This window comes from Burkholderia sp. Bp9031 (genome assembly GCF_003857965.1).
In the GTDB taxonomy this organism is placed as follows: Bacteria; Pseudomonadota; Gammaproteobacteria; order Burkholderiales; family Burkholderiaceae; genus Burkholderia; species Burkholderia ambifaria_A.
The window spans coordinates 1-25,022 of the sequence record NZ_QTPW01000014.1; the positions used below are offsets into that span (position 1 = coordinate 1).

Here is a 25,022-nt window from a genome sequence, read left to right on the forward strand (position 1 = left end):
ACCAGCACGTGGATGTCACCGCCAATCTTCGCCGCCGCTGCCACCGTGTTCAGCGTCGCGGCCTTGATCGACGCGTTATCGTGTTCTGCAATCACCAGAATCGTCATTTCTCTGCGCTCCCTCTTACAGCACCTTGGCTTCGGTCTTCAGCTTCTCGACCAGCGTCTTCACGTCCGGCACCTTCACGCCGGCTGCGCGCTTCGGCGGCTCGACCACCTTCAGCGTCTTCAGACGCGGCGCGACGTCCACGCCCAGGTCTTCCGGCTTCACCGTTTCCAGCGGCTTCTTCTTCGCCTTCATGATGTTCGGCAGCGTCACGTAGCGCGGCTCGTTCAGGCGCAGGTCGGTCGTGACCACCGCCGGCAGCGTCAGCGACAGCGTTTCCGCGCCGCCGTCGACTTCACGCGCGACCGTGGCCTTGCCATCCGCAATCGTCACCTTCGATGCGAACGTCGCTTGCGGCAGGCCCGCCAGCGCAGCCAGCATCTGGCCCGTCTGGTTCGAATCGTCGTCGATTGCCTGCTTGCCGAGGATCACCAGTTGCGGCTGTTCCTTGTCGACCAGCGCCTTCAGGATCTTCGCGACAGCCAGCGGCTCGACGCTGTCGTTCGACTCGACGAGGATCGCGCGATCCGCGCCGATCGCCAGCGCCGTGCGCAGCGTTTCCTGCGCTTGCGCGACACCGACCGACACCGCGATCACTTCGGTCGCCACGCCCGCTTCCTTCAGGCGCACGGCTTCTTCCACCGCAATTTCGTCGAACGGGTTCATCGACATCTTCACGTTCGCGATGTCGACACCCGTGTTGTCCGACTTTACGCGGACCTTCACGTTGTAATCGACCACTCTTTTCACTGGCACCAGGATTTTCATGCACACGCTCCAAAGTTACGAATACGACCAGAGGCCATTCTATAGCGAGGCCTCATGACTGCGCGGCCAAGCGGACCCATCCATCGCGGCTATCGAGGATAGCGCTCCTCTTCGGCACGCCGGCAATAGCGAACGATCGTTCTATTTTAAAAGAGAAAAAACCCGGACGCAAAGCCCGGGTTTTCGATCATCGACTCTAATCGTCGCCGGGCGCGCCCTGTACATCGTGTTACCAGGCGGCAATGACCGCGCCGCCGAACTTCTGTTCGATGAACTGCTTCACTTCCGCGGAATGGTAGGCCGCGACCAGCTTCGCGACCCACGGCTTGTTCCTGTCAGCCTCGCGAATCGCGAGAATGTTCGCGTACGGGCCATTCGGGCCCTCGATCGCGATCGCGTCCTGCTTCGGTTTCAACCCCGCTTCCATCGCATAGTTGGTATTGATCGCCGCCGCGTCGACGTCGCCGAGCGAGCGCGGAATCTGCGCCGCATCGAGCTCGACGATCTTCAGCTTGCGCGGATTGTCGACGATGTCGAGCGGCGTCGCCTTCAGCCCCGCATCCGCGCGCAGCTTCAGAAGCCCCTGCTTTTGCAACAACAGCAGCGCGCGGCCGCCGTTGGTCGGATCGTTCGGCACCGCGATGTGCGCGCCGGGCTTGAGTTCGGCCAGCGACTTCACCCGCTTCGAATAGATGCCCATCGGAAACGTGACGGTATCGGCGACCTTGACCAGCTTGTAGCCGCGATCCTTCACCTGCGCCTGCAGATACGGCGCGTGCTGGTAGCTGTTCGCGTCGAGATCGCCCGACGCGAGCGCCGCGTTCGGCTGCACGTAATCGGAGAATTCGACGACGCGGATGTCGAGGCCGCTCTTGGCCGCAACCTTCTTCACCACGTCCATGATCTGCGCGTGCGGGCCGCCCGTCACGCCCACCTTGATGGTTTCAGCCTGCGCATGCGCGCTCGCGAACAGCGCGGCCGCGCCGAGTGCGGCCGCGAACTTCAGCATGAAGCGTCGTTGCATCGTCTCCCCAAACGGTTGGATGTCGTTTTTACTTGTGGCTCAGCCGGCGCACGAGCCAGTCGCCGAACGATTGCACGATCTGCACGAACACGATCAGGATCGCGACGACCGTCCACATCACTTCCGGCAGATAGCGCTGGTAGCCGTAGCGGATCCCCAGATCGCCGAGTCCGCCGCCGCCGATCGCGCCGGCCATCGCCGAATAGCCGACGAGCGACACGAACGTGATCGTCAGGCCCGCGACGATGCCTGGCAGCGATTCGGGCAGCAGCACCTTGAACACGATCTGCGACGTCGTTGCGCCCATCGACTGCGCGGCCTCGATCAGCCCGCGGTCGACTTCGCGCAGCGCGGTCTCGACCAGCCGCGCGATGAACGGCGCGGCCGCGAGCGTCAACGGCACGACCGCCGCGGCCGTGCCGATCGACGACCCCGTGACGAGTCGCGTTAGCGGAATGACCGCGACCAGCAGGATGATGAACGGCGTCGAGCGCACCGCGTTCACGATGCCGCCTAGCACGCGATTCACGCCGAGGTTCTGGAGCACGCCTTGGCGGTCGGTCAGATAGAGCAGCACGCCGAGCGGCAGCCCGACGAGCGCGCCAACCGCCCCCGAGATGCCGACCATGATCAGCGTCTCCCAGAACGACTGCACGAACATATCGAACATCTCACTCAACATGCGAAAGCTCCTCTACCACCACACCTTGCTCGCGCAGGAACGCGAGCGCCTGCCCGACCTTGCCCGGTTCGCCGCCCGCGAGCACCGCGAGCGATCCGAACGCCTGCCCCTGGATCTCGTCGATCTGGCCGTGCAGGATGTTGAAATCGAGTTCGTACCGGCGGATCGTCTCCGACAGGATCGGCTGGTCGACACCCGAGCCGGTGAACGCAAGCCGCAGCAAGTGCCTGCTGCCCGTCTTGAGCCGCTCGGCGACACGTGCCTTCAGCGCCGGTGGCAGCTCCTGCGCGATCACGTCGCCGATCAGCGCGCGCGTCACTTCGTGATGCGGCTGCAGGAACACGTCGATCACGCGGCCTTCTTCAACCACGCGGCCCGCATCGAGCACCGCGACGCGATCGCACACCTGCTTGATCACTTCCATCTGGTGGGTAATCAGCACGATCGTCAGGCCGAGCTCGCGATTGATGCGCTTGAGCAGATCGAGGATCGAGCGCGTGGTTTCGGGGTCGAGCGCCGACGTCGCCTCGTCCGACAGCAGCACCTTCGGCTTGCTCGCGAGCGCGCGGGCGATGCCGACGCGCTGCTTCTGGCCGCCGCTGATCTGCGCCGGATAGCGATCCTTCTGCGCGGACAGCCCGACGAGGTCGAGCAGCGGCAGCACGGCCGCCTCGATATCGGTGCGGCTCGCGCCTGCCAGTTCGAGCGGCAGCGCGACATTGTCGAACACCGTGCGCGACGACAACAGGTTGAAGTGCTGGAAGATCATGCCGATTTCGCGGCGGGCTTCGCGCAGCGCGCCGGCCGGCAGCACCGTGAGGTCGCGTCCGCCGACGACGACGTTGCCTTCGGTCGGCCGCGTGAGCAGGTTGATGGTGCGCACGAGCGTGCTCTTGCCGGCGCCGCTTCGGCCGATGATGCCGAACACCTCGCCCTGCGGGATCGTCAGATTGACGTTGTGCAACGCGTCGACCCAGCCGGTCGGCCCAGGGAAACGCTGCGACAGATTGCGTAATTCGATCATGTAAACAAAACGGCGGCCGGCTGGCGAGGCCCGCCAGTCGGCCGCCGATGCATCTGGAATAGCCGGCGATTTTACCGCAAACGCCTCATTCCACTTAATAATCGATTTCGATCTTTTCATAACCAGACGAAATTAGAGGAGCGTTGCTGGCCCGCCGTGGGAGTGCCGCGACTATGATCCGGAACACCAATGCCAACGAACAGGGGACCCGCCAGATGACCGCCACGACTACGCCGGCCGCCGCAACCGCCACCGCAGCACCGGGGCCGGCGTCGCCGCCCGCCCCACGGATGGGCCGGCTGCGTACCGCGGACGGTCTCGAGCTGGCGTCGTACCGCTGGCCGGCCGGCGACGGCACGGTACCGCCGCGCGCAACGATTGCGCTCGTCCATGGCCTCGCCGAGCATGCGGGCCGCTACGCGGCACTTGCGGCCCGACTGAACGCGGCCGGCATCGACGTGCTGGCGATCGATCTGCGCGGCCACGGCCAGTCGCCCGGCAAACGCACGTGGGTCGAGCGTTTCGACGGTTACCTGAACGATGCGGACGCGCTGGTTGCCGAAGCCGCCCGCGGCGATACGCCGCTCTTCCTGATGGGTCACAGCATGGGCGGCGCCGTCGCGGCGCTGTATGCGATCGAACGCGTGCCGGCTCGCGGCCATGCGCTGGCTGGCCTCGTGCTGTCGAGTCCGGCGCTCGCGCCGGGGCGCGACGTGCCGCGCTGGATGCTCGCGATGAGCCGCTTCATCAGTCGCGTGTGGCCGACCTTCCCTGCAATCAGGATCGACGCCGCGCTGTTGTCGCGCGATCCGGCCGTCGTCGCGGCGAATCGTGCCGATCCACTCGTGCACCACGGCGCGGTGCCGGCGCGCACGGGTGCCGAAATTCTCGACGCGATGGCGCGCATTGAGCACGGTCGCGGCGCGCTGCGCGTGCCGGTGCTGGTCTATCACGGCACCAAAGACAAGCTGACCGAGCCCGACGGAAGCCGCGTATTCGGCGTCCGCGTCGGCTCGCCCGATCGCACGCTGACGCTATACGAAGGGGGGTTCCACGAAACGATGAACGATCTCGAGCGCGACCGCGTGATCGATGCGCTGATCGTGTGGATTCACGCGCGCGTGCCGGCGCGCTGAGCTCGCGCCACCCCGCTGCCGGTCAGATGCCGGCCAGCACGCGCAAGTGCGCGACGACGCTGCGGCCGAGCGCGGACAGGTTGTAGCCACCCTCGAGACAGCTCACGATGCGGCCCTGCGCATGCCGGCGCGCGACGTCGACGATCTGCGCGGTCAGCCATTCGAAATCGGCCTCGACGAGACCGAGATTACCGATGTCGTCCTCGCGATGCGCGTCGAAACCTGCCGACACGAACAGCATTTGCGGCTTGAACGCGTCGAGACGCGGCAGCCAGAACATGTCGACCGCTTCACGGATCGCCATCCCGTTGCTACGCGCAGGCATCGGCAGGTTGACCATGTTCGGCGCCTGGTGATCGACGCCCGAGAACGGGTACAGCGGATGCTGGAAGAAGCTGCACATCAGCACCCGCTCGTCATTCGCGAATGCGGCTTCGGTGCCGTTGCCGTGGTGCACGTCGAAATCGATGATCGCGACGCGCTCGATACCGTGGACGTCGAGCGCATGTCGCGCGGCGATCGCGACGTTGTTGAAGAAGCAGAAGCCCATCGCACGCGCGGGTTCCGCGTGATGGCCGGGCGGCCGAACGCTGCAAAACGCATTCGCGTAGCGGCCTTCGATCACTGCGTCGGTCGCCGCGATCGCGGCGCCGGCCGCACGCAGCGCGGCGCGCCACGTGTCGCGGTTCATCAGCGTGTCCGGATCGATCTCGACGTAGCCGTCGACGGGCGTCATGCTGCGGATGTAGTCGATATGGGCTTGCGTATGCACGCGGCCCAGCGCCACCTCGCTCGCGAACGGTGCGGTTTCATGCACGATCAGGTCGTCGATGCGGCTCGCGATCAGTTGATCCTGGATCGCCGACAGTCGGGCCGGGCATTCGGGATGCCATTCCCCCATCTCGTGCAGCATGCAATCGGGGTGCGTATAGAAGGCGGTTGCCATAAGCTGTCATCCGCGACGCAAGGTGCGCCGCAGGTCTCCATCAATGATGTCCATCGTCTGCCGCCAATTCGCCGCTAACTTACCACAACGGTACGCTGCTTCGCCCCGGCACGCAGGATGCGTCGGGTATACTGCGCCGAACCCCATCGCCCTGTCCGCCCGCTTCGACATGAATTCCAGCAAGCCTGCCGCCCTTCTCTCCACGCTGTTCCGCGTTCGCGTTCCGCTCGTTGCCGCTGCCGTCGCCGCTACGCTGACCGCCGCGCCCGCCGTCGCGCAGACGCAGCCTGCGAAGTCCTCCGGCACGCTCGTCGCGCAGGCGCAACAGCCGGCGCAGCAAGGCCAGACCTTCGAAGAGGAAATCGTTCCGCAGCGTTACGCGAACAACGCGAAGGTCGATGCGTTTATCGACGAGATGGTGAGCCGCAACGGCTTCGATTCCGCGAGCCTGCATGCGCTGTTCTCGCGCATCAGCTACTCGGCCACCGCCGTCAAGCTCGTGAAGCCGGCGCCGACGCCTTCGGTAAAGAACTGGCGCGTCTATCGTTCGAGGTTCATCGAACCGATCCGCATCAACGCGGGCGTGAAATTCTGGAAGGCGAACCAGGCGACGCTGCAGCGCGCATCCGAGGAATTCGGCGTGCCACCCGAGGTGATCGTCGGCATCATCGGCGTCGAAACGATCTATGGCCGCTACATGGGCAACTTCCGCGTGCTCGATGCACTGACGACGCTCACGTTCGACTATCCGGACACGCCGAATCGCGACAGCCGCCAGGCAACGTTCCGCAAGAACCTCGAGGACTTCCTGGTCTGGACCCGCGACAACCAGCTCGACCCGACCACCGTGCTTGGCTCGTATACGGGTGCGATCGGCATCCCGCAGTTCCTGCCGAGCAGCATTCGCGAGTATGCGGTCGACTACGACGGCGGCAGCCACGTCGATCTGCGCAGCAGTCCTGCCGATGCGATCGGCAGCGTCGCGAACTACCTGAAGCAGCACGGCTGGGAAACCGATCGCCCGGTGGTCTGGCGCATCACGCCCGACACGGGCAGCCTCGGCATCGCACAGGCCGCCGCGGACGGCCAGCCCGAGCCGCACTGGGCGCTGTCGCAACTGCTGCGCGCCGGCATGACGCTCAACGAGCCGATGGTCAACATCACCACCGAAGCCGGCACGCCGGTCACCGTGGTCGACCTGCCGTCGCCGGGACTTGCGACCGAATACATGCTTGGCCTGAAGAATTTCTACGTGCTGACGCGCTACAACCGCAGCTTCTTCTATGCGCTCGCCGTGTACCAGCTCGGCGAAGCCGTGAAGGCGCAGATGGAAGCGAGTGGCGCGCTGCCGCTGCCTGCAGCGGATACGGAAGCGCCAGTGCAGTAAGCACGGCCCGCGCAAACAAAAAGCGCCGCGTATGCGGCGCATTTTTATCGGGTGATTCTACGGATGCCGATCGGGCTCAGGCAGGAAACACGCCGGTCGACAGGTAGCGGTCGCCGCGGTCGCAGACGATGAACACGATCGTCGCATTCTCGACCTGGCGTGCGATGCGCATCGCGACTTCGCATGCGCCGCCCGACGAAATGCCTGCAAAGATGCCCTCGACGGCCGCGAGCCGGCGCGCCATCGTTTCCGCCGCGGCCTGGCTCACGTTCTCGACGCGATCGACGCGGCTGCGATCGAAGATCGTCGGCATGTAGGCTTCCGGCCACTTGCGAATGCCCGGAATGCGCGACCCGTCTTCCGGCTGCGCGCCGACGATCTCGATCGCCGAATTCTGTTCCTTCAGATAGCGCGACGTGCCCATGATCGTGCCCGTCGTGCCCATCGCAGACACGAAGTGCGTGATGCGACCTTCGGTGTCGCGCCAGATCTCCGGGCCCGTTCCTTCGTAGTGCGCGACGGGATTGTCGGGGTTCCCGAACTGATCGAGGATCACGCCCTTGCCTTCACGCTGCATCTGCTCCGCGAGGTCGCGCGCCAGTTCCATCCCGCCCTTTACCGGCGTCAGGATGATTTCGGCGCCGTAAGCGGCCATGCTCTGGCGACGCTCGACCGACAGGTCCTCCGGCATGATCAGCACCATCTTGTAACCACGGATCGCCGCGGCCATCGCGAGCGCGATGCCCGTGTTGCCGCTCGTCGCCTCGATCAGCGTATCGCCCGGCTTGATGCGACCGCGCGCCTCGGCCTTGCTGATCATCGACAGCGCCGGGCGATCCTTTACGGAACCGGCCGGATTGTTGCCTTCCAGCTTCGCGAGCACCACGTTGTTGCGTGCGCGAATCTCGTCGTCCGGCAGGCGGACCAGTTGCACGAGCGGCGTATTGCCGATCGTGTCTTCGATAGTTTTGTAAGCCATGGAGATACCGTGAGTGCGAGGCCGATCAATCGATTGATTGTAAACCAGCGCAGGGGCTCGCGCCGGCAACCCCATTGCGACGATGGAATAGGCCTTCCGCCTGTCTCATTGATTGTGCGCGCGCAGCATGACGCAAAAAACCCGCGGCATGCCGCGGGAAGCCGTCGTAACGACGGCGACTGAAGGAGCCTTTCGTCTCGTGTGCGTTACTTCTGCGCAGTACGGGCTGGCGCCGCAGCAGGTTTTGCCGCGGCGGGCTTGCCGGCGGCCGAGGCCGTCGCAACCGAACCGGCCGCGCCGATCGTCAACCCCTCCTGCTGGAGGCGCTCGACCGTATGGCCGCCCATGCCTTTCACGCGAGACGCGAGATCTTCTGCATTCCTGAACGGCCCGCGTGCGCCGCGCTCGTCGAGAATCGCCTTTGCCCGCGCGGGACCGATGCCCTTGATGCCGACGAGTGCATCTTCGTTCGCGGTGTTGACGTCGACGGCCGCCCAGGCCGACGCAATCGCGCCGAACATCACGGCTGCGGCAAACCATTTCCTGATCATGTGCTGGATCTCCGATGAAAGCGGTCGGCGGCTGCCGACCGTGAGACCCAGTCTAGCGATGCAAAGCGCGCGTTTAAACCTGGCCGGACAGCCAACGCACGTAGCGGTCGACACCTTCCTGCACCGTCAGGAACGGCGCCTCGTAGCCGGCAGCGCGCAGTTTCGTCTGGTCTGCCTGCGTGAAGCACTGGTACTTGCCGCGCAGCGCGTCGGGGAACGGCACGTATTCGATCAGCCCTTGTTCGACTTGCTGCGCGAGCGTCAGCGGCGGCAGGCTGTCGAGCGCGCGCAGCGTGTTCACGACCGTCGATGCAATGTCGTTGAACGGTTGTGCACGGCCCGTGCCGAGGTTGAAGATGCCCGACTTCTCCGGATGATCGAAGAAGAACAGGTTCACCTTCGCGACATCCTCGACCGAAACGAAGTCGCGCGTCTGCTCGCCCGGCGCGTAACCGTTGTACTCGCCGAACAACTTGACCTTGCCTTCCGCGCGAAACTGGTTGAAGTTGTGGAACGCGACCGATGCCATGCGGCCCTTATGCGTCTCGCGCGGGCCGTACACGTTGAAGTAGCGGAATCCGGCGATCTGGCTCTTCGCGCTCGGCAGCACGCGGCGGATCACCTGGTCGAACAGGAACTTCGAATAGCCATAGACGTTCAGCGGTGCCTCGACCTCGCGCTCCTCGACGAAACGCGTCGAGCCGCCGTAGATCGCGGCCGACGACGCGTACAGGAACTGCGCGCCCTGCGCGAGGCACGCATCGAGCACCGCGCGGCTGTAGCGGAAGTTGTTGTCCATCATGTAGCGGCCGTCGGTTTCCATCGTGTCCGAACAGGCGCCTTCGTGGAACACCGCGCGTACCTTGCCGAAATCGCCGCGCGTGAAGCGCTCGACGAATTCCGTCTTGTCGAGATAGTCGTCGATCTCGCAATCGATGAGGTTGCGGAATTTGTCCGCGCGCGTCAGATTGTCGACTGCGATGATGCGCGACTCGCCGCGCTCGTTAAGCGCCTTGACGATGTTCGCGCCGATAAAACCGGCTGCGCCGGTGACGATGATGGTCATGGTCGTTCTACCTGAAAAATTACAAGACATCCGTGCTGCGCGCTCGGCGCGCCGCCGAGTGCGCTCAGTGAAACAGTTCGTCGTAGTCTACCGTGGCCGTACCGAGCTTGCCGACCACGATGCCTGCTGCACGGTTCGCGAGCACGACGGCATCGACGAGCGGCACGCCTGCACCGAGCATCGCCGCGACCGTCGCGATCACGGTATCGCCCGCGCCGGACACGTCATACACCTCGCGCGCGAGCGCCGGTGCATGCAGTTCGCCCGTAGCGGAAAAAAGCGTCATCCCCTCTTCCGAACGCGTGAGCAGCAGGGCATCGAGATCGAGATCCGCGCGCAGCTTGGCGACACGCGCGCGCAAGTCGTCCTCCGATTGCCACTGTCCGACGACTTCGCGCAACTCCGCGCGGTTCGGCGTGATCAGCGATGCGCCCCGATAGCGCGCCCAGTCGCCGCCCTTCGGATCGACGAGCACCGGCTTGCCGGCCGCGCGCGCCTTTTCGATCATCGTCGTCACGTGCGTCAGACCGCCTTTCGCGTAATCAGACATCAGCACGACGTCGTGCTGAGGAAGCAGCGCATCGAAACGCGCGAGCCCGGCGAGCAGCACCTCGTGCGTCGGCACCGCCTCGAAGTCGACGCGCAGCAGCTGCTGCTGCCGCGCAAGCACGCGCAACTTGATCGTCGTCGGCAGCGTCGCATCGCGTTCGAGATGCGGCGTCACGCCGCTGCTGTCGAGCAGCTCGACGATCCGCTCGCCCGGTTCGTCGCAGCCGACCACGCACAGCAGCCCGGCCTGACCGCCGAGCGTCACGGCGTTGCGTGCGACGTTGGCCGCGCCACCGAGTCGCTCTTCCTGGCGCTGCACGTGCACGACGGGAACCGGCGCTTCCGGCGAAATACGGTCGACGTTGCCGAACCAGTAACGGTCGAGCATCACGTCACCGACGACGAGCACGCGCGAACGCGCAAGCTGCGCGCGCGGCACCGGCACCACTTCGCGAAGGGTAGTCATCGTGCATTCATCCACGGAAGGAGGACTGGGGATCGACATGCGGACGCCCGATCGCATGGTAGTCGATGCCGAGTTCGGCCATCGCGTCCGGCTCGTACAGGTTGCGCCCGTCGAAGATCACCGGCGCCTTCAGTTCGGTCTTCAGACGCGTGAAATCCGGGCTCCTGAATTCCTTCCACTCGGTGACGATCACGAGCGCGTCCGCTGCCGTCACGGCCGCGTCCTGCGTATCGACGAAGTGCAGGCGCGCAAGCGCGTCGGACCCTTCACCGAGATCGAGCGCGAACACGCGGCGCGCCTCGTCGATCGCGACCGGATCGTATGCGCGCACGGTCGCGCCACGCCCGAGCAGCGCCGCGATCAGCCGACGGCTCGGCGCTTCGCGCATGTCGTCCGTGTTCGGCTTGAACGCAAGGCCCCAGACCGCGAATTCGCGACCGGCCAGGTCCGCGCCGAAGCGCTGTTCGATCTTGCCGATCAGCACGTCCTTCTGCGCGGAGTTGGCCGCTTCGACGGCCTCCAGGATGCGCAGCGGCTGGCCGTTTTCGCCCGCGGTGCGGATCAGCGCCTGCACGTCCTTCGGGAAGCACGAACCGCCGTAACCGACGCCCGCGTACAGGAAGTGATAGCCGATGCGCGGATCGGAGCCGATCCCGCGGCGCACGGCTTCGATGTCGGCACCAACCTTGTCGGCAAGATTCGACATCTCGTTCATGAACGAGATGCGCGTCGCGAGCATCGCATTCGCCGCATACTTCGCGAATTCGGCCGAACGCACGTCCATGTAGATCGTGCGCTCGTGATTGCGGTTGAACGGCGCGTACAGTTTCTTCATCTTCTCGCGCGCCACCGTGCCCGTCTCGTCGTCATCGACGCCGATGATGATCCGGTCCGGGCGCATGAAGTCCTCGACTGCCGCCCCTTCCTTCAGGAATTCCGGATTCGATACGACCGAGAACCGGTGCGCGACGCTGCCGGCGAGCCCGCGGGCGGCAAGCGCCTCGTCGACAACGGCACGCACGCGCTGCGCGGTGCCGACCGGTACCGTCGACTTGTCGACGATCACCTTGAAACCGGTCATGTGACGGCCGATGTTGCGCGCGGCCTCGAGCACGTATTGCAGGTCGGCCGACCCGTCCTCGTCGGGCGGCGTGCCGACCGCAATGAACTGGATCTCGCCGTGCGCGACGCTCGCTTCGATGTCGGTGGAGAAGCGCAGACGCCCTGCCGCGCGGTTGCGTGCGATGATGTCCAGCAGGCCCGGTTCGTGAATCGGCATCCCGCCGTTGTTCAGGATCTCGATCTTGCGCGGATCGACATCCAGGCAGAAGACGTCGTGGCCGATCTCGGCGAGACAGGAGCCCGTGACAAGACCGACATAGCCGGTGCCGATGATGGTGATTTTCATAGATGTTCCGGTACGTCCCGGTAATTGACTAACTTGGCCGCCGGGCCGGACCCGGCGGCAACCGCAGCGCGTCGGCGCCGCATGCCGGCATCAGCCCGGCATCGCAGGTTCGACGCGGCGCGGCGCGTAGGTTTCCCAGCCGCTGCATCCGGGGCACTGCCAGTAGAAAAGCCGGGCCCGGAAACCGCAATTCTGGCACGTATACCGTGGCAGATTTTTGGTGCGCTGCTTGATCAGCGTGCGCATCATTTCAAGTTCCTTACGGCGCGGCTCGTCGGCGGCCGCGATCTGCGCATCGAGCAGGTGCAGCATGCCGGACAGGTTCGGCGACTTCTCCATCTGCGTGCGCGCGAGCGTATGCGCCGCTTCCTGGCCGCTCAGCCCGGCGATATGCTGATATGCGATATCAAGCAGGTCGTTCGACGGATAACGTTCGACATAGCCCATCAGCAGTTCGGCGCCCTCGACCGACTTGCCAAGCGCGGCATGGGCCTTCATCAGCTTGTCTGCGACGAGCGGCAGATACGCCGGATTCTGCCCTTCGACGCGCTTCCAGTGCTCGATCGCGGCCGCGTGATCGCCCGCCGCCTCCGCGGCATCGCCGGACAGGATCGTCGCGCGCACGTTCTGCGGGTTCGCGGCAAGCGCGAGCTTCAGCTGTTCGGCCGCTGCCGGGGCGTCCTTGCGTTGCAGTGCGTCCTGCGCGAGTTCGCAGTGGAACTGCGCGATTTCGGTGCCGAGCGGCTTGTCGCTCATCGACTCGATGCGCTTCGCCGTATCGATCGACTTGTTCCAGTCCTTCTCGATCTCGTAGATCGTCAGCAGCGCCCGCTGTGCGCCCAGTGCGTAGTCGCCATCGGCGAGCCGGTGGAAGGCCTCTTCGGCACGATCAAGCAGGCCGGCTTTCAGAAAATCCTGACCGAGTTCGTACAGCGCGTGGTCGCGCTCGTTCACCGGCAGGTCCGTGCGGCTCAGCAGATTCTGGTGCACGCGGATCGCACGGTCCGTTTCACCGCGGCGACGAAACAGGTTGCCGAGCGCGAAGTGCAGCTCGACCGTTTCGGGGTCGAGTTTCGCGACCTCGATGAACGCATCGATCGCCTTGTCCGGTTGTTCGTTCAACAGAAAGTTCAGGCCGCGGAAATACGATCGCGGCAGGTTGGCGCTCTCCGACAGGAGATTCTTCAGGTCATAGCGTGACGCCGCCCAGCCGAGCGCGAACGCCACCGGAATTGCGAGCAACCACCAGAAATCCAGATCCATGCGAAATATCGAAGCAGAGACGAAAACCGCGCGAGGATCGCGCGGCTTCCGTATTAAATGACGGGCGGCATCGGCGGCTGGTCGACGACGGCCGGAGTTTCACGCACCGCGCGCAGGTCGCGCTTCAGGCGTCCGTTCTCGAGACGCAAACGGAAGATGGCCGGCAGCGCGGACAGCAGGCCGGCCAGCAGCCCCACGACGAAGAACGCGAGGCCGATCAGGATCAACGGCGCTTGCCATGCGTAGCCGGCAACGAAATTCAGCGTCGCGGTTTGCGTATTGGCCAGTGCAAGCACCAGCAGCAGCACGAACACCAATACCCGGATCAGCCAGACGATAAACTTCATGTAGCCCTCTCTTTGTTGAGGTTTGCCGTGGCGCGCGACTCCCCTTCGCGGCGCCGAATCGACCCGTATTGTAAAGGAAGCGTTTCCGCGTCACCGCACATCCTGCGGATGCGCGTTGCCACGCAGTCGCCGGAAATGAAAAAAGCGCCCGCAAGGGGCGCTTTTTTCTTCAGCCTTCGCCGGATGGATTCCGGGCAAGCCGAACGACGTTCAACGCTCGTCGTCCGGATCATCAGCTTTCAGCGGCTCGCCGGCGCGGCCGTCGACGCGTTCACGCAATTCCTTGCCGGGCTTGAAGTGAGGCACGAACTTCTCGGGCACCTGCACTTTCTCCCCCGACTTCGGGTTGCGTCCGACGCGCGCCGGGCGACGGTTGAGGCCGAAGCTGCCGAAACCCCGAATTTCGATGCGATGCCCTTTCGACAGGGCGTCGGACATCGCATCGAGCATCGTTTTCACCGCGAAATCCGCATCCTTGAGGACAAGTTGCGGAAATCGCAGTGCCAGCTGCGCGACCAACTCGGATTTGGTCATACTTCAGCAGACCTCGTGAGGCTTACTGGTTCTGGCCGTCGAGCTTCGCCTTCAGCAGCGCGCCGAGGTTGGTCGTACCGGTCGCAGCAGCGCTGGTGTCCGACTGCAGGCCGCGGATCGCTTCCTGTTGTTCAGCCGAATCCTTTGCCTTGATCGACAGGTTGATGCCACGCGACTTGCGATCGATGTTGATCACCATCGCGTTGACCTTGTCGCCTTCCTTCAGCACGTTGCGTGCGTCTTCGACGCGATCCTGCGAGATTTCCGATGCACGCAGGTAGCCTTCGATGTCGCCCGTCAGCGTGATGACAGCGCCCTTCGCATCGACCGACTTCACCACGCCGTCGACGATCGAACCCTTGTCGTTCATTGCAACGTAGTTGCTGAACGGGTCGCCTTCGAGCTGCTTGATGCCGAGCGAAATACGCTCCTTCTCGACGTCGATGCCAAGCACGATTGCTTCGACTTCGTCGCCCTTCTTGTACTTGCGAACGGCTTCTTCGCCGGCTTCGCTCCACGACAGGTCCGACAGGTGGACCAGGCCGTCGATGCCGCCCGGCAGACCGATGAACACGCCGAAGTCGGTGATCGACTTGATTGCGCCCGTGATCTTGTCGCCCTTCTTGAAGTTGCGGCTGAAGTCATCCCACGGATTCGGCTTGCACTGCTTCATGCCGAGGCTGATACGACGGCGGTCTTCGTCGATCTCGAGGACCATGACTTCGACTTCGTCGCCCAGCTGGACAACCTTCGACGGAGCAACGTTCTTGTTGGTCCAGTCCATTTCCGACACGTGGACGAGGCCTTCGATGCCCGATTCCACTTCGACGAATGCGCCGTAGTCGGTGATGTTCGTGACCTTGCCGAACAGGCGCGTGCCCGACGGGTAACGGCGCGAGATGCCTTCCCACGGATCGTCGCCCAGTTGCTTGATGCCCAGCGAGACGCGGTTCTTCTCCTGGTCGAACTTGAGGATCTTCGCGGTGACTTCCTGGCCAACCGACAGGACTTCGCTCGGGTGACGCACACGACGCCATGCGATGTCGGTGATATGCAGCAGGCCGTCGATGCCGCCGAGGTCGACGAACGCGCCGTAGTCGGTGATGTTCTTGACCACGCCGTTGACGATCGCGCCTTCCTTCAGCGTCTCGAGCAGCTTCGCGCGCTCTTCGCCTTGGGTCGCTTCGATCACTGCACGACGCGACAGCACGACGTTGTTACGCTTGCGATCGAGCTTGATCACGCGGAACTCGAGCGTCTTGCCTTCGTACGGGGTCGTGTCCTTGACCGGACGCGTGTCGACCAGCGAACCCGGCAGGAACGCGCGGATGCCGTTGACCATCACGGTCATGCCGCCCTTCACCTTGCCGGTGATCGTGCCGGTGACGAGTTCGTTGTTGTCGAGGGCCTTTTCCAGCGACAGCCACGATGCAAGGCGCTTCGCCTTGTCGCGCGACAGGATCGTGTCGCCGTAGCCGTTTTCGAGTGCGTCGATGGCGACGGACACGAAATCGCCCGACTGCACCTCAACCTCGCCCTGATCGTTCAGGAATTCCTCGATCGGAATGTAAGCCTCGGACTTCAGGCCTGCATTGACGACCACGAAGTTGTGGTCGACGCGCACGACTTCGGCGGAAATCACTTCGCCGGCGCGCATGTCTTGACGGGTCAGCGACTCTTCGAACAGAGCCGCAAAGGATTCGGTATTCGGGGTGGAGGTTTGCAGGTCGGACATAAAAATCTGATTGTGCATGGATCGCTGTGCCACGCCGGCCGGAATGGCAGGCTGAAAGGGCCAGATCGAAGTCCACACGGGGTTAAGGGTTCAAAACACGCTCCGCGCTTACGCGCGGAGCACCTACTGCTGCCCGCCTTCTCAGGCGGGCTGGCCCAGCGCCCGGTACCACTGCAGCACCTGGTCGACCGCTTCATCGACCGAAAGCGCCGACGTATCGAGCAGCTTGGCATCTGCCGCAGGCTTCAGCGGCGCGGCGGCGCGATTACTGTCGCGCGCGTCACGTTCACGAAGATCCCGGAGCAAGTTATCTATATTAGCAGAAAAACCTTTTTGCATCAATTGCTTATGCCGCCTGGTCGCGCGCGCCTCGGCGCTGGCCGTCAGAAACACCTTCAGCACGGCGTCCGGGAAGATCACGGTGCCCATGTCACGCCCGTCGGCGACGAGGCCCGGTGTCTTGCGAAACGCGCGCTGGCGCGCGACGAGCGCGGCACGCACCGGCCCGTGCACGGCAATCGCCGACGCGCGATTGCCGACCGCTTCGGCACGGATATCGTTGGACACGTCGACGCCATCGAGCTGCGCGCAGCCCTCGCGGAACGTGATGTGAAGATCGTCGATCAGCTTCACGAGCGCGTCGATGTCCTCCGCCGCGATGCCGTAGCGCACGCTCGCGAGCGCCGCCAGACGGTATAGCGCACCACTGTCGAGCAGGTGGAAACCGAGATGCGCGGCGACGAGCGCGGCGACGGTCCCCTTGCCGGAAGCAGTCGGGCCGTCGATCGTGATGACGGGGGTCGGGTGAAAGGGTCGGGTCGATTTCATCGGGTCAGTGGGTCAGACCTTGGCGAGCGCGGCGAAGCGGTCGAAATAGTCGGGGAACGTCTTGCCGACGCACTTCGGATCGTTGATCCGCACGGGCACGCCGCCCAGGCTGACAAGCGAGAAGCACATCGCCATCCGGTGATCGTCGTACGTGTCGATCGCGGCGTTCGGCGTGAGTTGCTGCGGCGGCGTGACGACCAGATAGTCGGGGCCTTCCTCGACGATCGCGCCGACCTTGCGCAGTTCGGTCGCCATCGCGGCGATGCGGTCGGTTTCCTTCACGCGCCAGCTCGCGATGTTGCGCAGCGTGCTGGTGCCGCTCGCGAACAGCGCCGCAACCGCGATGGTCATCGCCGCGTCCGGAATCAGGTTGAAGTCCATGTCGATCGGCTCGAGCTTGCCGTGGTCGTGGCCGATGCCGCGCACCTCGATCCAGTCGTCGCCCATCGACACGTTTGCGCCCATCTGCATCAGCGCGTTCGCGAAGCCGACGTCGCCCTGAATGCTCGCACGCCCCACGCCCTCGACGCGCAACGGACCGCCGCCGAGCGCGCCGGCCGCGAGGAAGTACGAGGCCGAGGACGCGTCGCCCTCAACCATGATGCGCCCCGGCGAACGGTAGCGGACGCCGGCCGGCACGACGAAGCGCTGCCAGCCATCGCGCTCGATGGTCACGCCGAAGCGCTCCATCAACCGGATCGTGATGTCGATGTACGGCTTCGAAATCAGTTCGCCGTCGACTTCGACGACGATCCTGCCATCCTTCGCCTTCACGAGCGGCAGCGCCATCAGCAGCGCGGTGAGGAACTGGCTCGACACGTCGCCGCGCACGCGGATCGGCGCGTCGACCGTGATTGCCGCAGGCTTGATCCGCAGCGGCGGAAAACCTTCGTTCTGCTCGTAGTCGATCTGCGCGCCGATCTGCCGCAGGCCGTCGACGAGGTCGCCGATCGGCCGCTCGTGCATGCGCGGCACGCCATGCACGCGATAGTCGCCACCGTTGACCGCGAGCGCCGCCGTCAACGGCCGCACCGCCGTGCCCGCATTGCCGAGGAACAGGTCGGCCGTCTTCGCCGTGAACGCACCGCGCGTGCCGGTGACGACACAGGTGTCGCCCTCGCGCACGAGTTTCACACCGAGCTTGCCGAGCGCATCGAGCATCACGCGCGTGTCGTCGGAATCCAGCAGGTTGGTGATCGTCGTGTCGCCTTCGGCAAGCGCCGCGAGCAGCAGCACGCGGTTCGAGATGCTCTTCGAGCCGGGCAGGCGCACGGTGCCCGAAGCGCTGGAATACGGGCCGAGATCGAGATAGTCCATGAGAATCGTCCTGTTATTTCTTGACCGGTTCGGCAGCGGGCTGCGCGCCGCGCTCCTGCCATGCCTTGCGTGCGGCGCGCGAGCGCGTGAACACGGCTTCGAGCGCCGCGCCGTCACCGGCGTCGATCGCCGCACGCAGACGTGCGAGCACGCGCGTGTAGCCGTCGAGTTCGTCGAGCAGCGCCGCACGATTCGCGACGCATACGTCGCGCCACATTTCCGGGCTCGATGCCGCGATTCGCGTGAAGTCGCGGAAGCCGCCCGCCGCGTACGAGAATTTCAGTTCGGCATCCACCTCGCCGAGGATCTGCTCGACGAGCGCGAACGACAGCACGTGCGGCAGATGACTGATCGACGCGAACACGCGATCGTGCTGCTCGGTACTCATCGTGCGCACGTCGGCGCCGGTCGCCCGCCACATCGCGTCGATCCGCGCGACCGATGCGGACGCGTTCTCCGGCAGCGGGCACAGCACGACGTTGCGGCCGACGTACAGATCCGGCAGCGCGGCTTCGACGCCACTCGATTCGCGCCCGGCGATCGGGTGACCCGGCACGAACTGCGCGATCCGCGCACCGAGCGCTTCGCGCGCGGCCGCGACGACGTCGGACTTGGTACTGCCCGCGTCGGTGACGATCGTCGCGGCGTCGAGCCACGGTGCGATGCGCGCGAGCAACGGGCCCGTTTGCGCGACGGGCGCGGCCAGCAGCACGAGATCGGCGCCGGCGAGCGCGTCGCGCAGTTGCGCATCGTCGTCGAGCGCTGCCGCGCGATCGATCACGCCGAGTGCCAGCGCGCGCTCGACCGACGCACGTGAACGGCCGACGCCGACGACTTCGCCCGCGCCGCCCGGCGCGCGCTCGCGCAGTGCGCGCGCCAGCGATCCGCCGATCAGGCCGACGCCGAAGATGACAAGTTTGTTGAATGCAAAGCCTGACACGACAAGAGCCAAGTGACGCGCGCGAAACGATGCCCCGCGCGCGGAAGTCCAGATCCTGGGCAACGGGCCCGCACCCGGCGCGACCTGCACCGGATACCGCCCGAGCCCGCCTTCGGCAGTGCCGCCCGGCCTGCCCTGCCCGCTTCGCCGCGCCGCCCGCGCGGTGCGGGCGACGGGCCGCTGCGCGTCAGCGCGCGCGCGGATATGAACCGAGTATCTTCAGGAACGCAGCCTTCTGGCCGAGCTCCGCGAGCGCGGCGGCCACGGCCGCCTCGTCCCGGTGCCCTTCGATGTCGATGTAGAAGTAATACTCCCACGTGCCGACGCGCGCCGGACGCGACTCGAAGCGCGTCATCGACACGCCGTGCCGCGCGAGCGGCTCGAGCAGCTTGAACACGGCGCCCGGCTCGTTCTTCACCGATACGATCAGCGAGGTCTGGTCGTGACCGCTCTGCCCGGTAGGCTGCTTGCCGATGATCACGAAGCGCGTGCGGTTGTGCGGATCGTCCTGAATCAGCGAGAACACGATCTGCAGCCCGTAGTGCGCGGCCGCGCGGTCGCCCGCGATCGCCGCGACGCTCGGGTCGGCCGCCGCGAGACGCGCGGCTTCCGCGTTGCTCGATACCGCTTGCCGCTCGAGCTGCGGCGCGTTCGCGGCAAGCCACTGCTGGCATTGCGCGAGCGCCTGCGCATGCGCGCAGACGCGCGTCACGCCGTCGAGCGTGCCGCTCTGCGTGAGCAGGTTGTGATGGATCGGCAGCGCGAGTTCGCCGCTGATCAGCAACTGCGTCTGCAGCAGCAGGTCGAGCGTGCGCGACACCGCGCCTTCGGTCGAATTCTCGACGGGCGCGATGCCGAATGCGGACGCGCCTGCCTCGACCGAGCGGAACACTTCGTCGATCGACGGGCACGGCAGTCCTTCGATCGACTGGCCGAAATACTCGAACATCGCCTGTTCGCTATACGTGCCGACCGGCCCGAGGAACGCGACGTGGATCGTCTGCTCGAGCGCCCGGCTCGCAGCCATGATCTCGCGCCAGATGGCGCTGATGTGCTCGCTTGCGAGCGGCCCCGCGCTCATGTCCTGCAGGCGCGCGATCACCTGCAGCTCGCGCTCCGGCCGGAACACCGGCGCGTTGAAGTGCTTCTTGACCTCGCCCACCTCGAGCGCCACAGCGGCGCGCTGGTTGAGGAGCGCGATCAACTGCGCGTCGATCGCATCGATGCGGTCGCGCAGCGGTTTCAGGCGGGAATTCAGTTCGTCGTCCATGCGTAGTTGCCGTGCTGTTTGAACAGCGTCGCGGTCAGGCGCCGCGCTGCTCGAAGTCCTTCATGTACTCGACGAGCGCCTTGACGCCCTCGAGCGGCACCGCGTTGTAGATCGACGCCCGCATGCCGCCGACGGACTTGTGGCCCTTCAGCTGCAGCAGCCCGCGCGCCTTTGCGCCGGCAAGGAAGTCTTCATTGCGCGTTTCGTCGGCCAGGAAAAAGGGCACGTTCATTCGCGAACGCACCGCCGGCTCGACCTTGTTCAGATAGAAGCTGCTCGCATCGATCGTGTCGTAGAGCAGCTTCGCCTTCTCGATATTGCGGGCCTCGATCGCCTCGAGGCCGCCCAGCCGCTTCAGCCACTGGAACACGAGGCCCGCGATGTAGATCGCATAGGTGGGCGGCGTGTTGTACAGCGAGTTGTTCTCGGCGACGGTCTTCCATTCGAAGGCGGACGGGCAGATCGACAGCGCGCGATCGAGCAGATCCTCGCGAACGATCACGACCGTCACGCCGGCCATCCCGATGTTCTTCTGCGCGCCACCGAACAGCACGCCGTATTTCGCGACGTCCATCGGGCGCGACAGGATATGCGACGACACATCCGCGACGAGCGGCACGTCGCCGAGGTCGGGAATCTCGAACGTCTCGACCCCGTCGATCGTCTCGTTCGTGCACAGATGCACGTAGGCCGGATCGTCCGACAGTTGCCAGTCGGCGCGGGCAGGCGCACGCGTGAAACCGTCCGCCGTCTTGCCGGATGCGGCCAGATGCGGCGTGCCGTATTTCTTCGCTTCGTTGAACGACTTCTGCGACCACGAGCCCGTCACGACGAAGTCGGCGGTCTTGCGCGAACCGAGCAGGTTCATCGGCACGATCGCGTTTTCGGCAATGCCGCCGCCCTGCAGGAACAGGATCCGGTGGCTGGCCGGCACATCGAGCAGTTCCCGCAGATCGGTCAGCGCCGCCTCGTGGATCGACATGAACTCCTTGCCGCGATGGCTCATCTCCATCACGCTCATGCCGCTGCCGTGCCAGTCGAGCATTTCGTCGGCGGCCTGCCGCAGCACTTCCTCGGGGAGCGCCGCAGGACCGGCGGAGAAATTAAAGACGCGCATCGTGAAAACCTCGGGAAGGACGCGACCGGCTTGCCGCCGGCAGAAAGAACCGCGCCAGAAAAGGAATGGCCGCTTGCGCTCACGCGCAAACGGCCATTATCGCACTGTCATCAGGCTCCCGCCAAACCCGGCCGAAGGCCGGGCGGCGCGCCCGGACGGCTTACTTGCCCGGCTTGACTGCCGCGACTTCCTTGTCAGCCTGCGCGCGCGTCGCCTGGATCGCTTGCGGCATGTACTTCTGCATCAGGCCGTTGACCACGTCGCGGCCGACCTGATCCTGAACCTGGATGAACTTGCGGCCCGTCGGGCTCTTGTAGAACGTCGTCAGATCCTTGATCTCCGACGTGCTGTAGTACTTCGCGTAGGCGTCGTACTGAGCCGACATCGCGTCGTTCTGGAACTGCTGCGTGCCGAACACCTTGCCTGCGCCGTCGACCAGCTTCGGTACCGCGTTCTTCTGCAGCGTCGGAACGGCTGCCTGCTTCTGCTTGTCGTTCAGCGTCTTGTTTTCCGACAGCGCGTCCGACAGGATTGCCGGCACGAGCTGCTTTGCCTGCATCTCGGCGCTGTTGCCGATAGCCGACACGAGCTTCGGCGCGTCGATCGCGTCGAGCAGATCCTTGATCGCCGCCTTCTTGTCGGCGTCGATCGGCGCAGCTGCCGCGGTTGCAGCCGGTGCGGAATTCGACAGCGCTTGCGCCATCGCGAACGTCGGCACCAGTGCAGCCAGCAGAACCAGTTGCTTGAATTGCTTTTGCATCATCACTCCCTTTTGGAAATATGAATGGTTGCTCGCCGACCGCGGCGCCTGGCGCCCGCGGCGGCTCGAATCTCATCCGTTCTTCAGGCTTCGCCGTCCGACGCCTCGTCGGCCTCGCCATCGCCCTCTTCGGCTTCCGCGATCTGCTGCAGGCCGGAGAGCTTGGTACCTTCATCGAGACTGATGAGTGTAACACCTTGCGTAGCACGCCCCATCTCGCGAATCTCGGACACACGGGTACGAATCAACACGCCGGCCGTCGTGATCAGCATGATCTGATCCTCGGCGTCGACGAGCGTCGCAGCCACGACCTTGCCGTTACGCTCGGACGTCTGGATCGCGATCATCCCCTTCGTGCCGCGGCCGTGACGCGTGTACTCGGTGATCGGCGTGCGCTTGCCGTAGCCGTTCTCGGTCGCGGTGAGCACGGTCTGCTCTTCGCTGCCCGCGACCAGCAGCGCGATGACCTGCTGCCCGTCCTCGAGCTGCATGCCGCGCACGCCGCGCGCCTCGCGCCCCATCGGGCGCACGTCGTTCTCGTCGAAGCGCACGGCCTTGCCGGCATCCGAGAACAGCATCACGTCGTGCGCGCCGTCGGTGATCGACGCGCCGATCAGGAAGTCGCCGTCGTCGAGACCGACCGCGATGATGCCCTTCTTCATCGGGCGGCTGAATGCCTCGAGCGGCGTCTTCTTCACGGTGCCGAGCGACGTTGCCATGAAGATGAACTTGTCGGCCGAGAATTCCTTGACCGGCAGCACGACGTTGATCTTCTCGCCGTCCTGCAGCGGGAACATGTTGACGATCGGACGGCCGCGCGAGTTGCGCGAGCCCTGCGGCACTTCATAGACCTTGACCCAGTACACGCGGCCGCGGTTCGAGAAGCACAGGATGTAGTCGTGCGTATTCGCGATGAACAGCGTCTCGATCCAGTCGTCTTCCTTCATCTGCGTCGCCTGCTTGCCGCGACCGCCGCGCTTCTGCGCACGGTACTCCGACAGCGGCTGCGACTTCACGTAACCCGCGTGCGACATCGTGACGACCATGTCCTGCGGCGTGATCAGGTCTTCCGTATTCAGCTCGGTCGCGTTCAGCTCGATCTTCGAGCGGCGCGCGTCGCCGAATTCGGCCTTCACCGTCGTCAGCTCTTCGCCGATCATCGTCGTGATCCGCTCGGGGCGCGCGAGGATGTCCAGCAGGTCGGCGATCTGCGCCATCACTTCGCGGTACTCGCCGATGATCTTGTCCTGCTCGAGGCCCGTCAGGCGTTGCAGACGCATCTGCAGGATTTCCTGGGCCTGCGTGTCGGACAGCTTGTACAGTCCGTCGCCCTGCATCCCGAACGCCGGGTTCAGGCCTTCCGGACGATACGCGGAGCGGCCGCCGGCCGCTGCGTTCTCGCTCTCGGCGCGCGTGAGCATCTCGCGCACGAGCGACGAATCCCACGGCTTCGCCATCAACTCCGCTTTCGCGATCGGCGGCGTCGGCGCCGCCTTGATGATCGCGATGAACTCGTCGATGTTCGCGAGCGCGACCGCAAGACCTTCGAGCACGTGGCCGCGCTCGCGGGCCTTGCGCAGTTCGTAGATCGTGCGGCGCGTCAGCACTTCGCGTCGATGCGACAGGAAGCACTGCAGGATTTCCTTCAGGTTCAGCAGCTTCGGCTGGCCGTCGACCAGCGCAACCATGTTCATGCCGAACGTGTCCTGCAGCTGCGTCGCCTTGTACAGGTTGTTCAGCACCACTTCGGGCACTTCGCCGCGCTTCAGCTCGATCACGACGCGCATGCCGCTCTTGTCGGACTCGTCGCGAATGTCGGAGATGCCTTCGAGCTTCTTCTCGTTGACGAGCTCGGCGATGCGCTCGAGCAGCGAGCGCTTGTTCACCTGGTACGGCAGTTCGTCGACGATGATCGCCATCCGCTGGCCGCGGTCGATCTCCTCGAAGTGCGTGGCCGCGCGCATCACGACGCGGCCGCGGCCGGTGCGATAGCCATCGCGCACGCCGGCGACGCCGTAGATGATGCCGGCCGTCGGGAAGTCCGGCGCCGGGATGATCTCGATCAGCTCGTCGATCGTCGCTTCGGGGTTGTTCAGCAGGTGCTGACAAGCGTCGACGACTTCGTTCAGGTTGTGCGGCGGGATGTTGGTCGCCATGCCGACCGCGATGCCCGACGAGCCGTTGATCAGCAGGTTCGGAATGCGCGACGGCAGGACCGACGGCTGCGTCTCGTTGCCGTCGTAGTTCGGCTCGAAGTCGACCGTTTCCTTGTCGATGTCGGCGAGCAGTTCGTGACCGATCTTCGCCATGCGAATTTCGGTGTAACGCATCGCCGCGGCATTGTCGCCATCGATCGAGCCGAAGTTGCCCTGTCCGTCGATCAGCATGTAGCGCAGCGAGAAGTCCTGCGCCATCCGCACGATCGTGTCGTACACCGCGGTATCGCCGTGAGGGTGATACTTACCGATCACGTCACCAACGATACGCGCCGATTTCTTGTACGCGCGGTTCCAGTCGTTGTTCAGTTCGTGCATCGCGAACAACACGCGCCGGTGCACGGGTTTCAGGCCATCGCGGACATCCGGGAGGGCACGTCCGACGATCACGCTCATCGCGTAATCGAGATACGAACGGCGCATTTCCTCCTCTAGGGAGGTGGGCAGGGTCTCTTTGGCGAATTGATCCATGTATCCGTATCGTTTCGGAGCGAAGACGGCGAACGCCTTTCGCGTGGGCGCTGCATGCGCAACGCAACGCGAGATTCTAACATGCGCCCATCGGCCGCCAATTCGCCACCCCCTCTATATGTAAACAGCAAAA

23 protein-coding genes and 1 pseudogene are annotated in these 25,022 nt (G+C 64.9%); 2 read left to right on the plus strand and 22 right to left on the minus strand.

Annotated features, from left to right (window positions below):
• From DIE15_RS19100 to DIE15_RS19120, 5 genes and pseudogenes are all read right to left on the minus strand, one after another.
• Positions 1-107, minus strand: a pseudogene (locus DIE15_RS19100) (electron transfer flavoprotein subunit alpha/FixB family protein); the annotation flags it as partial.
• 16 nt (positions 108-123) lie between these two features.
• Positions 124-873, minus strand: a complete 750-nt coding sequence (locus tag DIE15_RS19105; protein ID WP_034206727.1) for an electron transfer flavoprotein subunit beta/FixA family protein — start codon at positions 871-873, stop codon at positions 124-126.
• A gap of 229 nt (positions 874-1,102) precedes the next feature.
• The gene (locus tag DIE15_RS19110; RefSeq protein ID WP_124834072.1) at positions 1,103-1,897 is read right to left on the minus strand and encodes a MetQ/NlpA family ABC transporter substrate-binding protein; all 795 of its coding nucleotides are present in this window, start codon (positions 1,895-1,897) and stop codon (positions 1,103-1,105) included.
• Positions 1,898-1,925: 28 nt separating this feature from the next.
• Entirely contained in the window at positions 1,926-2,579 is a 654-nt protein-coding gene (locus DIE15_RS19115; RefSeq protein WP_057928101.1) for a methionine ABC transporter permease, read from the minus strand.
• Positions 2,569-3,603, minus strand: coding sequence for a methionine ABC transporter ATP-binding protein (locus DIE15_RS19120; RefSeq protein ID WP_057928102.1), 1,035 nt, complete (start codon positions 3,601-3,603; stop codon positions 2,569-2,571). Before DIE15_RS19120 ends, DIE15_RS19115 begins: the two co-directional genes overlap by 11 nt.
• Positions 3,604-3,818: 215 nt before the next feature.
• Between DIE15_RS19120 and DIE15_RS19125 the strand changes: the two genes are divergently transcribed.
• Positions 3,819-4,739 carry an alpha/beta hydrolase gene (locus DIE15_RS19125; RefSeq protein ID WP_124834073.1) on the plus strand — a complete coding sequence of 307 codons (921 nt, stop codon included), beginning with the start codon at positions 3,819-3,821 and terminating at the stop codon, positions 4,737-4,739.
• Between the two features lie 22 nt (positions 4,740-4,761).
• Here the strand turns inward: DIE15_RS19125 and DIE15_RS19130 are convergent, their stop codons facing one another.
• Positions 4,762-5,685: a histone deacetylase family protein gene (locus tag DIE15_RS19130; protein WP_057928104.1), complete on the minus strand. Its 924-nt coding sequence runs from the start codon at positions 5,683-5,685 to the stop codon at positions 4,762-4,764.
• A 43-nt stretch (positions 5,686-5,728) separates the two neighbouring features.
• Here DIE15_RS19130 and mltB point away from each other — a divergent pair, with 43 nt between their 5' ends.
• On the plus strand, positions 5,729-7,072 hold the full coding sequence (mltB, locus tag DIE15_RS19135; protein ID WP_082664810.1) for a lytic murein transglycosylase B: 1,344 nt from the start codon (positions 5,729-5,731) through the stop codon (positions 7,070-7,072).
• A gap of 76 nt (positions 7,073-7,148) precedes the next feature.
• Here the strand turns inward: mltB and cysM are convergent, their stop codons facing one another.
• The 16 genes from cysM to gyrA form a co-directional block, all read right to left on the minus strand.
• Positions 7,149-8,051: a cysteine synthase CysM gene (gene cysM, locus DIE15_RS19140; RefSeq protein WP_057928106.1), complete on the minus strand. Its 903-nt coding sequence runs from the start codon at positions 8,049-8,051 to the stop codon at positions 7,149-7,151.
• 206 nt (positions 8,052-8,257) lie between these two features.
• Complete coding sequence (locus tag DIE15_RS19145; protein ID WP_057928107.1) at positions 8,258-8,602, minus strand: helix-hairpin-helix domain-containing protein; 345 nt, start codon at positions 8,600-8,602, stop codon at positions 8,258-8,260.
• Between the two features lie 73 nt (positions 8,603-8,675).
• Positions 8,676-9,668, minus strand: coding sequence for an ADP-glyceromanno-heptose 6-epimerase (gene rfaD, locus DIE15_RS19150; protein ID WP_057928108.1), 993 nt, complete (start codon positions 9,666-9,668; stop codon positions 8,676-8,678).
• A 64-nt stretch (positions 9,669-9,732) separates the two neighbouring features.
• A complete protein-coding gene (rfaE1, locus tag DIE15_RS19155) occupies positions 9,733-10,683 on the minus strand; it encodes a D-glycero-beta-D-manno-heptose-7-phosphate kinase (RefSeq protein ID WP_124834074.1) in 951 nt (316 codons plus the stop codon).
• 7 nt (positions 10,684-10,690) lie between these two features.
• Positions 10,691-12,091: a UDP-glucose/GDP-mannose dehydrogenase family protein gene (locus tag DIE15_RS19160; RefSeq protein WP_057928110.1), complete on the minus strand. Its 1,401-nt coding sequence runs from the start codon at positions 12,089-12,091 to the stop codon at positions 10,691-10,693.
• Positions 12,092-12,181: 90 nt separating this feature from the next.
• On the minus strand, positions 12,182-13,354 hold the full coding sequence (gene lapB / locus DIE15_RS19165) for a lipopolysaccharide assembly protein LapB (RefSeq protein WP_057928111.1): 1,173 nt from the start codon (positions 13,352-13,354) through the stop codon (positions 12,182-12,184).
• Positions 13,355-13,407: 53 nt separating this feature from the next.
• On the minus strand, positions 13,408-13,701 hold the full coding sequence (locus DIE15_RS19170; protein ID WP_057928112.1) for a lipopolysaccharide assembly protein LapA domain-containing protein: 294 nt from the start codon (positions 13,699-13,701) through the stop codon (positions 13,408-13,410).
• Between the two features lie 210 nt (positions 13,702-13,911).
• Positions 13,912-14,235 carry an integration host factor subunit beta gene (locus tag DIE15_RS19175; protein ID WP_006750752.1) on the minus strand — a complete coding sequence of 108 codons (324 nt, stop codon included), beginning with the start codon at positions 14,233-14,235 and terminating at the stop codon, positions 13,912-13,914.
• Between the two features lie 22 nt (positions 14,236-14,257).
• Positions 14,258-15,970: a 30S ribosomal protein S1 gene (gene rpsA / locus DIE15_RS19180; protein WP_044844859.1), complete on the minus strand. Its 1,713-nt coding sequence runs from the start codon at positions 15,968-15,970 to the stop codon at positions 14,258-14,260.
• A 141-nt stretch (positions 15,971-16,111) separates the two neighbouring features.
• Positions 16,112-16,798 carry a (d)CMP kinase gene (cmk, locus tag DIE15_RS19185; protein ID WP_057928113.1) on the minus strand — a complete coding sequence of 229 codons (687 nt, stop codon included), beginning with the start codon at positions 16,796-16,798 and terminating at the stop codon, positions 16,112-16,114.
• 12 nt (positions 16,799-16,810) lie between these two features.
• Complete coding sequence (gene aroA / locus DIE15_RS19190; RefSeq protein WP_124834075.1) at positions 16,811-18,115, minus strand: 3-phosphoshikimate 1-carboxyvinyltransferase; 1,305 nt, start codon at positions 18,113-18,115, stop codon at positions 16,811-16,813.
• Positions 18,116-18,128: 13 nt separating this feature from the next.
• Complete coding sequence (locus DIE15_RS19195; RefSeq protein WP_124834076.1) at positions 18,129-19,055, minus strand: prephenate dehydrogenase/arogenate dehydrogenase family protein; 927 nt, start codon at positions 19,053-19,055, stop codon at positions 18,129-18,131.
• A gap of 187 nt (positions 19,056-19,242) precedes the next feature.
• Complete coding sequence (pheA, locus tag DIE15_RS19200; RefSeq protein ID WP_057928116.1) at positions 19,243-20,325, minus strand: prephenate dehydratase; 1,083 nt, start codon at positions 20,323-20,325, stop codon at positions 19,243-19,245.
• A gap of 34 nt (positions 20,326-20,359) precedes the next feature.
• Positions 20,360-21,442: a 3-phosphoserine/phosphohydroxythreonine transaminase gene (gene serC, locus DIE15_RS19205; protein WP_057928117.1), complete on the minus strand. Its 1,083-nt coding sequence runs from the start codon at positions 21,440-21,442 to the stop codon at positions 20,360-20,362.
• Positions 21,443-21,602: 160 nt separating this feature from the next.
• Positions 21,603-22,202 carry a DUF2059 domain-containing protein gene (locus DIE15_RS19210; protein ID WP_040144902.1) on the minus strand — a complete coding sequence of 200 codons (600 nt, stop codon included), beginning with the start codon at positions 22,200-22,202 and terminating at the stop codon, positions 21,603-21,605.
• A gap of 83 nt (positions 22,203-22,285) precedes the next feature.
• Positions 22,286-24,889 carry a DNA gyrase subunit A gene (gene gyrA, locus DIE15_RS19215; protein WP_057928118.1) on the minus strand — a complete coding sequence of 868 codons (2,604 nt, stop codon included), beginning with the start codon at positions 24,887-24,889 and terminating at the stop codon, positions 22,286-22,288.
• Between the last annotated feature and the right edge of the window lie 133 nt (positions 24,890-25,022).